This window comes from Prevotella falsenii DSM 22864 = JCM 15124, assembly GCF_000613945.1.
In the GTDB taxonomy this organism is placed as follows: Bacteria; Bacteroidota; Bacteroidia; order Bacteroidales; family Bacteroidaceae; genus Prevotella; species Prevotella falsenii.
In genome coordinates this window covers 25,607-39,988 of the sequence record NZ_BAJY01000010.1, presented here as the reverse complement: position 1 = coordinate 39,988, position 14,382 = coordinate 25,607, and the positions used below count along the sequence as shown (strand labels likewise).

Sequence of the window (14,382 nt, the reverse complement as noted above, 5' to 3'; positions counted from 1 at the left end):
ATATCAATATAAATCATACATTATATAATATATGGAGAGAAACGATACACCCGTCTTGCTGCTTACAGGATACCTCGGAAGCGGAAAGACAACACTCGTGAACAAAATTCTTAGCAACAATAAAGGTATAAAGTTCGCTGTCATCGTAAACGATATTGGCGAGGTGAACATCGACGCCGACCTGATAGAAAAAGGCGGCGTGGTAGACCAACAGGACGATTCGTTGGTGGCATTGCAGAACGGTTGCATCTGCTGCACGCTGAAAATGGACTTGGTGCAACAGCTTAGCGACATCGTAAAGCAACACCGTTTCGACTATATCGTAATAGAAGCCAGCGGCATTTGCGAGCCGGCACCCATCGCACAGACCATCTGCGCTTATCCGCAAATCTATCCCGACCTTGCAAAAGACGGGCGTGCGGTATTGGACAGCATCGTTACGGTGGTGGACGCACGCCGTATGTGCGACGAGTTTTCGGCAGGAAACGACCTGATGAAGAAGGAATTGGGCGACGACGACATAGAAAACCTGCTGATACAGCAGATAGAATTTTGCAGCTTCGTGCTGCTGAACAAGGCTGACGACGTATCGCCCGAAGAACTGCAGAAGGTGCGCAACATTGTCCGCGCACTGCAACCGAAGGCAGAAATAATAGAGTGCAACTACGGCGATGTAGATTTCGACCGCATTCTCGACACCAAGGACTTCGATTTCGATAAGGTGGCAACGTCCGCTTCATGGATTGCTGCCATAGAAAACGAGGGCGACGACGAGCACCACGAACACGATGAGCACCACCACGACGAGCATCATGACGAGGAACACAGCCACCATCATCACCACCATCACCACCACGACCATCTTGAAAACGAAGAGCACGGCGAGGCATTGGAGTACAACATCGACACATTCGTGTACTACGCACGCCGCCCATTCGACTTAAACTTCTTCGATGACTTCGTTGCACGCAAGTGGCCGAAGAGCATTATCCGCTGCAAAGGACTGTGCTACTTCGACAACGAGAAAGATATTTGCTACGTTTTCGAGCAGGCAGGCAAGCAGGTTACGCTGCGCAATGCCGGTCAATGGTACGCCACCATGCCCGAATTTGAACTCCGTGAGTTCCTTGAGCGCAACCCACGCTTGAAGAAAGACTGGGAAGAACCTTACGGCGACCGCATGCAGAAGTTGGTATTCATCGGTCAGGATATGGACAAGGCTGCCATTAAGGCAGAATTAGATAAATGTTTGAAATAAGCCAATAAAGCAATTGTTATGAAAAAAACTATCGTCTTTCTTCTCTTCTGCCTCATTGCCGTATTGGCACAGGCGCAGACCGACACCCGCCGCGAGGTGGAACTCGTTACCGACAGCGGCACTATCCGCATTGCACTCTACAACGAAACGCCCTTGCATCGCGACAATTTCCTGAAGCACGTGCAGGCAGGCGATTACGACGGTGTGTTGTTCCACCGTGTCATCAAAGATTTTATGGTGCAGGCAGGCGACTTGGCATCGAAAACGGCAAAGGCAGGACAAATGCTCGGCGATACTCCCGAGGCTTACAGCATACCTGCCGAGATTTGCTTTCCAAAACTCTACCACAAGCGTGGCGCATTGGCGGCTGCACGCGAGGGCGACAACGTGAACCCCGAACGTGCCTCGTCGTCTACTCAGTTCTACATCGTGTGGGGACAGAAGTTCAGCGACCAACAGTTAGAATGGGCACAAAGCCGCATCGACAAGTACACCGACGGCAAGGCAAAGCTGACTCCCGAACTCTGCGAAACCTATAAAACGCTTGGCGGTACACCCCATCTCGATGGTTCGTACACCGTGTTCGGCGAAGTGCTCGAAGGGCTCGGCATCGTTGAAAAGATACAACGCACAGCCACAGACGACAACGACCGCCCCATCAACGATATTCGCATCGTAACGGCAAAGGTAGTTAAGTAAAAGTCCACACGCAGTTTTTATCGGTACAATCGCAAGTCATTGCGCACCGGAAGCGGTAGCAGCAAAGTGTAGGGGCGTGATTTATTACGTTCCTAACGTCTGCGAAAGGTAAACAAAGTACCTACAATTGGTAAACGAAATACCTGTGGTTGGTAAACGGAATATCTGCAAAAGGCAGACTGTACAACCCACGAAGAATAAAAAAAGCCCCGCAATTGCGGGGCTTTTCTGTTATTACCGGCTTGCTGTTTATTGCAAACCAAGGCTTTTCTTTATAGCTTCTATCTTCTCGTAAGCACGTGCACGGCAAGCCTTAAAGTCGGCTGCGGTCTGCATCTTGTCTTTTATTTCGAGATAGAACTTAATCTTTGGTTCGGTTCCCGATGGGCGAACGCTTACTTTTGTGCCGTCGGTGCAGAACCATTGCAGCACGTTGCTGGTATCGGGCATAACGAGTTTGGTTTTGTTTCCTTCAGCGTCTGTAGCCTCAAGACTTTGATAATCTTTCCACAAACATACGGTGCTGCCGCCCAAATCTTTCGGTGGGTTGGCGCGGAAGTTGCGCATCATCTGCTGAATTTCGTCTGCGCCGCTCTTTCCGGGACGTTCTACGTTGATTGTGTGCTCCTCGCTGAAGCCGTATTCCAAGTATATATCCATCAGCAAATCGTAGAGCGTCTTGCCCTTATCCTTTGCGTAAGCGCAGATTTCAGCCAAGAGCGCGCAGGCACTGACGGCGTCTTTGTCGCGGTTAAAGTCGGAAGCCATGAAGCCATAGCTTTCCTCACCGCCGCCGATATAGTTGTATTTGCCTTCGGAAAGGGCTATTTCGTGTGCAATCCACTTAAAGCCCGTGTAGCAGTCGCGCATTTCTATGTGCTGTTTCTTGGCGATTTCGGCAATCACTTCCGTGGTTACGATAGTCTTCACGATGTAGTCTTTCGGTGTCATCTTGCCCAATGCCTGACGGTTGGTGATGATATACCAAAGGAAAATCAAGCAAGTTTGGTTGCCGTTGATGAGAATCCACTCGCCGTTGCTGTCCTTGCAAGCCATGCCAACACGGTCGGCATCGGGGTCGGAAGCCATCAGAATGTCGGCATCGAGCTTCTTTGCATCGCGCAAACCGAGTGTGAGGGCTTCTGCTATTTCCGGGTTCGGACGGTCTACGGTAGGGAAATTGCCGTCTTTCACCATTTGTTCCTCTACGCAATGAATGTTTGTGAAACCCCAGTCGCGCAGTGCCCGCGGTATCATGACGCGACCCGCACCGTGCAACGGAGTGTAGACGATGCAAAGGTCGTGCTGCCGTTTGATTACCTCAGGGTCGATACAAACCGTCTTTACCTTTTCGAGATAAACCTTGTCTACCTCTTCTCCGATGATTTCGATAAGGTCTTTGTTGCCCTCGAACTTCACATCTTCTATCTTAACCAAGTTCACTTGGTCGATGATGCCTTTATCGTGCGGAGCCAGCACCTGTGCGCCGTCGTCCCAATAAGCCTTGTAGCCGTTGTATTCGCGAGGGTTGTGGCTCGCCGTAATGTTCACGCCGCCTTGCGCTTTGAAATGCCGAATGGCGAAAGAACATTCGGGTGTGGGGCGCAAATCATCGAAAAGATAAACTTTAATGCCGTTTGCCGAGAAGATGTTGGCAACGGTTTCGGCGAACAGACGAGAGTTGTTGCGGCAGTCGTGGCACACAACAACCGAGATTTGCTCTTTGTCTTTGAAGTTTATTTTAAGATAATTGGCAAACCCTTGTGTTGCCATGCCAACGGTGTAGACGTTCATACGGTTAGAGCCTGCGCCCATAATGCCGCGCAAACCGCCCGTTCCAAACTCAAGGTCTTTGTAAAACGACTCGACAAGAAGGTCTTTGTTTTCGCTGTCCAACATCTCCTGAACAGCCTTGCGGGTTGCTTCGTCGAAAGCAGGGGCGAGCCATTGTTTTGCTTTCTGCTCGCATTGGGCAATAAGTTCTTTGTTCTGCATAGTTTCCTGATAATTTTTTAGAGGGCTCTTTTTACGTCCCTCAAACGATTAGAAAATATAGTTGATGCTACCTGCGCACTGTTGCCATTGAACGAACGAAGGTATATCGCACGCATATAGTTCTGCAAATATACTGAAAAGATTGAGATTAATGGTGTAAAATCGCAATTATTTTTGTATTTTTGTATCCAATTTAGGAAAAAGAAATAAAACTAAAAGATAATGGAAATATATTTTCAGGGTGTCGTTCTTGCTGTCTGCACCTTTCTTATTATAGGATTGCTGCACCCCGCAGTGATTAAGTGGGAATACTATTTTGGCACGAAAGCGTGGTGGCTGTGGCTCGTTGGCGGCATTGTCTGCTGTGTCTGGGCATTGTTTGTTGCCGATATATTCTGGTCAGCACTGCTCGGCGTGGTAGGCGCATCGCTGCTTTGGGGCATCGGCGAGCTGTTCGAACAGGTGAAACGTGTGGAAAAAGGGTGGTTTCCGATGAACCCCAAGCGCAAGGAGCATATAAGCGCAAGGAATGAAGGCAACTTTAGTCTTGGTGGGGAAAACCACCGACGATGTTTTTATGCGTGCCATTGCCGATTATACAGGGCGCATAGCCCACTATCTGCCGTTCAACATTGTTACGCTGCCCGAACTTAAGAACACCAAAAAACTCTCGGAAGCGCAACAGAAAGACCGCGAGGGCGAAATGATATTAAAGGAAATACAGACGGCAGACACGGTGGTACTGCTCGACGAGCACGGCAAAGAGTTTCGTTCGGTGGAGTTTGCCGTGTGGTTGCAGAAGAAACAGAACACTGCCAAGCGGCTCGTGTTTGTCATTGGCGGTCCTTACGGTTTCTCAAAAGCGGTGTACGACCGTGCCGACGAAAAGATTTCGCTTTCCAAAATGACCTTCTCCCACCAAATGGTGCGCCTTATTTTCGTGGAACAACTCTATCGGGCGTGCAGCATTATCAAGGGCGAACCGTATCACCACGAGTAGAAAGCAGTGCGATATAAATACGAAAAACACGGTCGCTCCACTCTCCAACCTCCCCTTGTGCAGTAGAAAGCGGTGCGATATAAACACAGAAAATACGCCATAAAAGTGTAAACATTTTTCACAAGTGTATCTGTTGTGTAACTCATTCGCTGTCAATGCGTTGCAAAACCTATTGTTTGGCATTGCAAAACCGTAGGTTTTGCACGGTAAAAGCGTAGGTTTTACAACGCAAAACCTACGGTTTCGCAACGCCAAATCGAAATTATCACTTTTTAAGGGAATTATCTTTACAAAATCAAAGCTGTTTTTCGAAGAACCGACCTTAAATATTAAAAGGAAAATCAGCTGCGTTCACTTTCTACCGAACGTTTTCGTTCAGCCGGATGAGCAATGCCAAATTTATTTGAGCATTGCCATGGCGAGAAAACGCACTTTTCGAGGAAAGAGAAAAGAACCATTGTTTGCGAAAAAGAAGAATTATGAGTAACTTTGCAGAAAAATAAGAAAGCAGTATGAAAGTTTGCATTGCCGAAAAACCAAGTGTGGCACGCGACATTGCCCGAATACTTGGAGCAACAAGTTCGAAAGACGGATATATGGAAGGTAATGGTTATCAGGTAACTTGGACCTTCGGGCATCTGTGCGAACTAAAAGAGCCTAACGACTATGCTGTGAATTGGAAACACTGGAGCTTGGCAGCCCTTCCGATGGTTCCTGCAAGGTTCGGAATAAAGCTGATAGAAGACGAAGGGATAAAAAAACAGTTTGCAGTCATCGAACGTCTGTATCGAAATGCAGAAGAAATTATAAACTGTGGCGATGCCGGACAAGAAGGCGAACTTATTCAACGTTGGGTAATGCAAAAGGCAAAAGTAGCCTGTCCCGTCAAACGACTGTGGATTTCGTCAATGACCGATGAGGCTATACGCAACGGATTTGCCAATCTGAAAGACCAAAAAGACTATGAGCCGCTTTATTTGGCAGGACTTTCGCGTGCCATCGGCGATTGGTTGCTGGGCATGAACGCCACTCGTCTTTATACATTAAAGTATGGAAACAACCGTTTTGGCAAGAACGCACAAGTGCTTTCCATAGGGCGCGTACAGACACCGACGTTGGCTTTGATTGTAGAACGACAGAAAGAAATAGACAATTTCAAGCCGGAACCTTACTGGGTGTTGGCTACCATCTATCGGGAAACGCAGTTTACAGCGACAAAAGGTAAATTCACATCGAAGGAAGAAGGGCAAGAAGCCTTCGCATTAATAGAAAACAAACCTTTTGAAGTAACTGCCGTAACAAAGAAAAAAGGTATCGAACAACCCAAGCAACTTTACGATTTGACTTCTTTGCAAGTAGATTGCAACCGCAAGTTCGGGTATTCTGCCGAGATGACACTCAACACTATTCAAACACTTTACGAACGAAAATACACCACATACCCACGTGTCGATACGCAACATCTTACGGACGACGTTTACAAAGAGTGTCCGCAAATAATGAATGCGCTGTTTCAAGTCGCCTTTGCCGCACGGAAGCCATACGCAGACTTGGTGAAACCCTTGGGAGGAAAGCCACTTCCTAAAAGCAAACGTGTATTCGATTCGTCGAAAGTAACCGACCACCACGCCATTATACCTACCAACGTAATTCCTCAAGGATTAAGCGATGCGGAACGAAATGTGTACGACCTTATTGCAAGGCGTTTCATTTCGGTGTTCTACCCCGATTGCAAGTTTTCCACAACCACCGTTCTCGGCAAGGTAGACCAAATAGAATTTAAAGCGTCGGGGAAAGAAATACTCGACGAAGGCTGGCGGGTGGTTTACAAGCAGAATACTGAAAAGCAAGCCATAGAGGAAGGAAGTGAGAAGAATGAAGCTGCAGAGAGAATACTTCCCACATTCGTTAAAGGGGAAAAAGGGGAACACTCTCCTACTCTAACTGAAAAACAGACGGTTCCGCCAAAACACTATACAGAAGCTTCATTGCTTCGCGCAATGGAGACGGCGGGCAAATTGGTAGACGACGAAGAACTAAGAGCAGCACTAAAGGAAAACGGAATCGGGCGTCCGTCGTCTCGTGCGGGTATTATAGAAACGCTTTTCAAGCGCAATTACATTCGCAGGCAGCGTAAAAACCTAATTGCAACCGAAACAGGAATTGCACTGATAGATACCATTCACGAGAAATTGCTTACTTCTGCCGAACTTACCGGCATCTGGGAGAAGAAGTTACGCGACATCGAACATAAGAGATACGATGCCGGACAGTTTATAAACGAACTGAAAGAACAAATATCGAACATCGTAAACGATGTGCTTGCCGACAACTCTAACCGAAAAATCGGAGAAGCAACACAAAGCACATAAGATAAAGAAGAAATAGAAAAGCAGTATCTTGCAATATATTTGCCGTTGTTACGTTTAATATAAATATGAATAAACGCCAACTTGCATACAATAAAATAAAGCACCAAAAACATTACGGCACACAAGTTTTTGGATTGTTTCTGCTATGTACCATTGCTTTGCTTCTGCACAGCTGCGGTATTGATAGAAACATAAAGAAAGGTGAAAAGTTTCTTGCCATCGGCGAATACCACGATGCTGCAACGCAATTCAAGACTGCTTATCAGCGCACACCTGCAAAAGACCGTGCCCAAAGAGGACAATTGGCTGCAAAAATGGCATTATGCTACGACCGGATAAGCTCGTCGCAAAGAGCCATTGCAGCCTATCGGAATGTCATCAGATATAAGCAGGACGACAAAGACACCCACTTGAAGCTGGCTGCCAACCTTATGAAGGTGGGTGCTTACCCTGAAGCGATAAAGGAATACAATATCGCATTGGACTCTATGCCTGACAACGACATTGTAAAAGAGGGCTTAACGGCTGCCACCAAGGCATCTGCAATAAAGGAACAAGGGTCTTACTACCAAGTTAAAAAGATGGATAAGTTCAACTCTCGCAGGCAAGACTACTCGCCAATGCTTTTCGGCGACCAATACAACCAACTCTATTTCACCTCTACGCGCAACGATGCGCAAGGCGATGAAGTAAGTAGTATAACGGGCGTAAAGCCCGGCGACATCTTCGTTAGCGAAAAAGATGAGAAGGGAAAGTGGACTACTCCTCACACAATAGAAAGCGGTCTGAACTCTGAAGCTGATGAAGGGACACCCGCTTTCTCCGTAGACGGACGGGAAATGTATATCACTCAATGCCTTACCGACCCTACTTATCCTCGCTTTGCACAAATAGCAGTAAGCAACCGTGCTGATGCAGCATGGGGAAAGCCCAAGAAATTGGAGATTACACGCGATACTTTATCGAGCTTTGCCCACCCCGCCCTATCGCCGGACGGCAACTGGCTCTACTTTGTCAGCGATATGCCGGGTGGTAAGGGAGGCTTCGATATTTGGCGAGTTCGCCTCATAGGCGGTACAACCGGCGGCGTTGAAAATCTTGGAGCACCTATCAACACACCCGGTAACGAAATGTTTCCCACGTTTCGCCCCAACGGTGATTTGTATTTCTCATCGGACGGACATGGCGGCTTAGGCGGTTTAGATATATTTATTGCCAAAGTCGGCAAAGACAGACACTACCACATAGAGCACCCGGGCTTCCCATTAAACTCGCAAGGAGACGATTTCGGTATGACTTTCGAGGGGAAACATAATCGCGGTTTCTTCTCTTCCAACCGGGGAGATGCCCGTGGTTGGGACCATATTTATAGCTTTGAGTTGCCCGAAGTCATACAAACCATAAAAGGTTGGGTGTACGAAATGGAAGGCTACGAGCTTCCTGCAGCACAAGTTTTCTTGGTTGGCGACGACGGTACGAACTTAAAACTGTCGGTAAAAGGCGATGGTTCGTTTGAGCAGGAAATCCGTCCGAACGTGAATTACATCGTCTTAGCAACTTGCCAAGGATACTTAAACCATAAAGAAGAGTTAAGGGTGGAACCCGTTACGGTGTCGAAAGAGTACACGTTACAATTCCCATTGGCAAGTATTCGTGTACCCGTATTGATTGATAACATCTTCTACGATTTCGACAAAGCTACCCTTCGACCTGAATCGGAAGCTGCATTGGACAAACTTGTGAAGCTCCTTGAAGAGAACCCGAATGTTACTATCGAGCTTTCAGCGCATACAGACTATAAAGGTTCGGCAGAATACAACAAACGTTTATCGCAACGCCGTGCTGACGCCGTGATTACCTATCTCATTAAGAAAGGCATTGCAGCCGAACGCTTGTCGCCTGTCGGGTATGGAAAGGAGAAGCCAAAGGCAATTCGCAAGAAAGTTGCTGAGAAGTATCCATGGTTGAAAGAGGGCGACGTACTTACAGAAGAATATGTAAAGGCATTGCCAAAAGACAAGCAAGAAACGGCAAACCAGATGAACAGACGCACAGAATTTATAGTCCTGCGCACCACTTACGGCATGTTCGACGAGAAGGGTAACTTGAAAAATCCGCCGAAACCGAAAGAGAAAGAACGTTTGGAAGACGAAGGAGATGTTTATTTCGATTTCCAATAAGCAGTTGAACAGAGACAATAATGAGCGAGAATAAGCAAGCTATAGAAACCGTTTTAAACAAAGAAGTCGTTGGAACCGTTCTTCCAACGGCTTTTGAAGTTTACACAAAAACGCTGTTCGGAGAGGAACGTTACAACGTTTTTTGCAAAGCATTGCAGCAACCTTCGCCCGTCAGCATACGTCTAAACCCTTTTAAAACAAGCGAGACGACAAAAGTAGCCGATAGCTTTGCCCCCGCTCCTGTAGGTTGGTGTAAGGAGGGTTTTTATCTAAATGCACGCCCAAACTTTACGTTCGACCCGCTCTTTCATGCAGGTGCGTATTATGTTCAAGAGGCTTCGTCGATGTTTCTCGCCCATATCTTACGCTGTTTGGTAAGAAAACCTGTTGCCTTACTTGACCTTTGTGCTGCTCCCGGTGGCAAAACCACTTGCGCAAGAACCGCAATTGCAGAAGGCAGCATTGTGTTTTCCAACGAGCCGATAAACAAACGAGCACATATTTTAGCAGAAAATGTGCAGAAGTTCGGGCACTCCGGCGTGGTTGTTACCAACAATTATCCAAGGGATTACAAGAAAACAAAGCTCGCTTTCGACGTGATTGTAGCCGATGTGCCTTGCTCCGGTGAGGGTATGTTTCGCAAAGAACCGCAAGCTATCGGCGAATGGAGCGAGCAAAATGTAGAGAACTGTCGGCAACTACAACGTGCCATTATAGCAGATATATGGGACAACCTGAAGCCGGGAGGGCTGTTGGTTTATTCTACTTGTACGTTTAATGCGCACGAAAACGAGGAGAATATAGCGTGGATATTGAGCGAATACGATGCAGAACTATTGGAAATGCCCACCGAAAAAGCTTGGAACATAACCGGGTCGCTCATCGATAATCCGCTGAAAACGCGCGAACCCTTCCCTGTTTATCGTTTTATTCCCGGCTTTACACAGGGAGAGGGCTTGTTTATGGCTGTTATAAAGAAAGGTGGAACAAGCACAAACCTTGAGCCAAACGCAGAGAAACTTGTGGCAGAAGCCTACAAGAAGCTGAAGGTTATGGCACACGGAGTAAAGCAAAGCACCACGAAAGGCAAAAAAATAATACCCGACCACAGTCTGGCACTTTCGATAAATGGCGACAGAAGTGCCTTTGCCGATGTAGAAATAGACTACGATACGGCGATAAAGTACCTGCGCCACGAAGCCATAACGCTCCCTGCAACAGCCCCAAAAGGCATTGTTACCCTTGTGTATCGCAGCCACGCCATTGGTTTTGCCAACAATCTCGGCAACCGTGCCAACAATCTTTATCCGCAAGAATGGCGCATTAAAAGCAGCCATATTCCAAACGAACAAATCATTCTAACATAGACAGCAACATGAAACAATATCTCGACCTACTTCATCGCATCGTAACCGAAGGTGTGCAGAAAGGCGACCGCACAGGTACCGGCACGTTATCGGTATTCGGACACCAAATGCGCTTCAACATGCAAGACGGCTTTCCGCTTCTCACAACGAAGAAACTCCATTTGAAAAGCATTATCTACGAGCTGCTATGGTTCTTGAAAGGCGATACAAACGTGAAGTTCCTGCAAGAACATGGGGTAAGAATATGGAACGAATGGGCTGACGAAAACGGCGAGCTTGGTCCTGTTTACGGACACCAATGGCGGTCGTGGCCGGACTATAAAGGGGGAACTATCGACCAAATTCAGCAAGTTGTAGATGCTTTGCGCCACAATCCGAACTCGCGCCGCATGCTCGTTACGGCTTGGAATCCGGCAGAAGTAGAAGATATGGCACTACCTCCCTGCCACTGTTTGTTCCAGTTCTATGTGGCTGAAGGCAAACTTTCGCTTCAGCTCTACCAACGTTCGGCAGACACATTCCTTGGTGTGCCGTTCAACATTGCTTCCTACGCACTGCTGTTGCAGATGATGGCGCAGATTGCAGGATTGGAAGTGGGCGACTTTATACACACAACGGGCGACACGCACTTGTATCTTAACCATTTGGAACAAGCAAAGTTGCAGCTTACACGCACGCCACGCCCACTGCCAAAGATGAAAATCAACCCTGACGTAAAAAGCATTTTCGACTTCAGATACGAGGATTTTGAACTGACCGACTACAACCCGCACCCGCACATTGCAGCTGAAGTGTCGGTTTAACCCAAATCGGTCGTTAGCGTCCTTGACCGGTTTTGTTCGATTGTCGAGCAGATGTGCCGACGTTTCATCGAAGGCGTAGCGGGCTACGGCGAGATGGAATGGCTGCGCAGATGCCGGCAAGCGGACGAAAGCGGTAAGGAAGCATGACGGTAATAACAAAGATAAGCAAATGCGTCCCAATGACCGATTGGGGTTTAAAAGAATACTGACAAATTAAGAAACATGAAGATAAACATTATAGCAGCGGTGGCAAAGAACCGGGCCATCGGCTACAACAACGACATGGTCTACTTCATTAAAGAAGACTTGCGTAGGTTTAAACAACTCACAACGGGACATACGGTTATCATGGGGCGGCGTACATTCCACTCGCTTCCGAAAGGAGCGTTGCCCAATCGCAGAAACATCGTATTGAGCCACACCCAAACCGACTTCCCCGGTTGCGATGTCTATACTTCCCTCAGCGAGGCTTTAAAGCATCTTGCCGACAACGAAGAAGCCTTCATCATAGGTGGCGCGAGCCTTTACAAAGAAGGTCTGGCAATTGCCGACCGCCTATACTTAACTGAAATAGAGGCTGTTCCGCCCCATGCCGACGTCTTTTTCCCGGAATATAACGATGGTACGTGGGAGGTGGAAGCAAGGCAAGAACGCCCCGAAACCGCCGACACTCCGGCTTACGCATACGTGGACTACGTGAGGAAAAAATAGAAAACGATAAAAGAAAGGCAAACAAAGCCTTAGTTGTATCATTATTCGGCGCAAGCAATAATTCAGGTGTGCCTACTTTAATAAATACGTTAGTTCGGTATAAAAAAGCAGGCTAAGCAAGTCATCGCGCAGATGTTTTTAAGCCAAATCGCTGATGAACCGGTGAGCGTTTTTCGGTTTGACTTTGTAAAGATAATTCTGTTAAAAAGCGACAATTTCGATTTGGCGTTGCGAAAGCGTAGGTTTTGCGATGCAAAACAGCCGCTTTTACCGTGCAAAACCTACGGTTTTGGAATGCGAAACAATAGGTTTTGCAATGCGTTGGTAACGAGATAGTTACGCAACAGATATTCTTGTGAAAAATATTTACGGTTTTATGGCCTGATATTCGCCTATTCAGAACACAAAAGCCACGCACTTTACGGTGCGTGGCTTTGCTGTTTATGAGGGTAAAAATCAGTATGAACGAGCAATGATGACACGGTGCTTTGCAGGTTTTCCGCTCACCATATCCACACCTTCGGTTTGTTCAAACATGAACGGAACGCAGCGAATGGTGGCTTGCGTGTCTTCTTTAATCTTCTCTTCGGTCTCGGTTGTGCCGTCCCAGTGGCAGAGGAAGAAGCCGCCGTCCTTTACTTTCTCCTTAAATTCTTCGTAGTTGTCGCACTCGCGAATGTTTGCGTTGCGGAAATCCAATGCCTTTTTGTAGATGTTGGCTTGAATATCGTCGAGCAAATTCTTTATGCGTTCAACAATGCCGTCGAACGAAACGTTTTCTTTTTCCAAAGTATCGCGACGCATTATCTCGATGGTGTTGTTCTCCAAGTCGCGTCCGCCCATTGCCAAACGTACAGGCACGCCCTTGAGTTCGTAGTCGGCAAACTTGAATCCCGGGCGTTTGTTGTCGGAATCGTCGAACTTTACGCTGATGCCGAGCTGTCTAAGTTCGTCGATAACGGGTTGCAGCTTTGCCGTAAGGGCTGCCAACTGCTCTTCGTTCTTGAAGATTGGCACGATAACAACCTGCAGCGGAGCTATCTTCGGAGGCAGCACGAGCCCGTTATCGTCGGAGTGTGTCATAATGAGCGCACCCACAAGGCGTGTGCTTACACCCCACGATGTTGCCCAAACGTATTCGGGTTTGTTCTCTTTATTGAGGAAAGTAACATCGAACGACTTTGCAAAGTTCTGCCCAAGGAAGTGCGATGTACCGCTTTGAAGTGCCTTTCCGTCCTGCATCATCGCCTCGATGGTATAGGTGTCCAATGCTCCTGCAAAGCGTTCGGTTTCGCTTTTCACACCCTGAACCACAGGAATGGCGAGCCATTGTTCGGCAAAGTCGGCATAAACCTTCAGTATTTTCTTTGCTTCGTCTACGGCTTCTTCGCGTGTAGCGTGCGCCGTGTGCCCCTCTTGCCACAGAAATTCCGATGTGCGGAGGAAGGGACGGGTGCGCATTTCCCATCGCATGACGTTGCACCACTGGTTGCACATCAATGGCAGGTCGCGGTAAGAGTGTATCCAATTCTTATAGGTGTTCCATATAATGGTCTCGCTTGTCGGGCGAATAACGAGTTCTTCTTCGAGCTTTGCCGCAGGGTCTACCTCCACGCCGCCCTCTTTCTCGTTGGCACGCAGGCGATAGTGTGTAACCACGGCACATTCCTTGGCAAATCCTTCTACGTGTTCGGCTTCGCGAGAAAGGAAGCTTTTCGGGATAAGGAGGGGGAAATAAGCATTCTGTGCACCTGTTTCTTTAAACATTTTGTCTAACTGTGCCTGCATGTTCTCCCATATAGCGTAACCGTAAGGCTTAATTACCATACAGCCGCGAACAGGCGATTGCTCTGCCAAATCTGCTTTTACAACCAAGTCGTTATACCATTGCGAGTAGTTTTCGGCACGCTTGGTAAGTTCTTTGAGTTCTTTTGCCATAATCTATATCTATTTTTTTTCTTATTCATCATTATAGGTAAATTCCCCAACAGAATAGG

10 protein-coding genes and 1 pseudogene are annotated in these 14,382 nt (G+C 47.4%); 9 read left to right on the top strand and 2 right to left on the bottom strand.

Going from position 1 to position 14,382, the window contains the following annotated elements; translation table 11 throughout:
- Nucleotides 1-31: 31 nt before the first annotated feature.
- Both JCM15124_RS05485 and JCM15124_RS05480 read left to right on the top strand, forming a co-directional pair.
- A complete protein-coding gene (locus tag JCM15124_RS05485; protein ID WP_024998624.1) occupies nt 32-1,258 on the top strand; it encodes a CobW family GTP-binding protein in 1,227 nt (408 codons plus the stop codon).
- Nucleotides 1,259-1,276: 18 nt separating this feature from the next.
- Complete coding sequence (locus JCM15124_RS05480; protein ID WP_024998623.1) at nt 1,277-1,957, top strand: peptidylprolyl isomerase; 681 nt, start codon at nt 1,277-1,279, stop codon at nt 1,955-1,957.
- A 249-nt stretch (nt 1,958-2,206) separates the two neighbouring features.
- On the opposite strand, the gene JCM15124_RS05475 is transcribed toward JCM15124_RS05480, so the two are convergent.
- A complete protein-coding gene (locus tag JCM15124_RS05475; RefSeq protein ID WP_024998622.1) occupies nt 2,207-3,952 on the bottom strand; it encodes a phospho-sugar mutase in 1,746 nt (581 codons plus the stop codon).
- A gap of 222 nt (nt 3,953-4,174) precedes the next feature.
- Here JCM15124_RS05475 and JCM15124_RS15060 point away from each other — a divergent pair.
- The 7 genes and pseudogenes from JCM15124_RS15060 to JCM15124_RS05435 form a co-directional block, all read left to right on the top strand.
- Nucleotides 4,175-4,468, top strand: a pseudogene (locus tag JCM15124_RS15060) (DUF4491 family protein); the annotation flags it as partial.
- Nucleotides 4,469-4,481: 13 nt separating this feature from the next.
- The gene (gene rlmH / locus JCM15124_RS05470; protein WP_024998621.1) at nt 4,482-4,952 is read left to right on the top strand and encodes a 23S rRNA (pseudouridine(1915)-N(3))-methyltransferase RlmH; all 471 of its coding nucleotides are present in this window, start codon (nt 4,482-4,484) and stop codon (nt 4,950-4,952) included.
- Nucleotides 4,953-5,464: 512 nt separating this feature from the next.
- A complete protein-coding gene (locus JCM15124_RS05460) occupies nt 5,465-7,324 on the top strand; it encodes a DNA topoisomerase 3 (RefSeq protein WP_024998619.1) in 1,860 nt (619 codons plus the stop codon).
- A 65-nt stretch (nt 7,325-7,389) separates the two neighbouring features.
- On the top strand, nt 7,390-9,504 hold the full coding sequence (porE, locus tag JCM15124_RS05455; protein ID WP_024998618.1) for a PorE family type IX secretion system protein: 2,115 nt from the start codon (nt 7,390-7,392) through the stop codon (nt 9,502-9,504).
- A 20-nt stretch (nt 9,505-9,524) separates the two neighbouring features.
- Nucleotides 9,525-10,871: a methyltransferase RsmF C-terminal domain-like protein gene (locus tag JCM15124_RS05450; RefSeq protein ID WP_024998617.1), complete on the top strand. Its 1,347-nt coding sequence runs from the start codon at nt 9,525-9,527 to the stop codon at nt 10,869-10,871.
- 8 nt (nt 10,872-10,879) lie between these two features.
- Nucleotides 10,880-11,674: a thymidylate synthase gene (locus JCM15124_RS05445; RefSeq protein ID WP_024998616.1), complete on the top strand. Its 795-nt coding sequence runs from the start codon at nt 10,880-10,882 to the stop codon at nt 11,672-11,674.
- Nucleotides 11,675-11,896: 222 nt separating this feature from the next.
- Nucleotides 11,897-12,385, top strand: a complete 489-nt coding sequence (locus JCM15124_RS05435; protein WP_024998615.1) for a dihydrofolate reductase — start codon at nt 11,897-11,899, stop codon at nt 12,383-12,385.
- Nucleotides 12,386-12,841: 456 nt separating this feature from the next.
- Here JCM15124_RS05435 and proS read toward each other — a convergent pair whose 3' ends face one another.
- Nucleotides 12,842-14,323, bottom strand: coding sequence for a proline--tRNA ligase (gene proS / locus JCM15124_RS05430; RefSeq protein ID WP_024998614.1), 1,482 nt, complete (start codon nt 14,321-14,323; stop codon nt 12,842-12,844).
- Nucleotides 14,324-14,382: the final 59 nt, after the last annotated feature.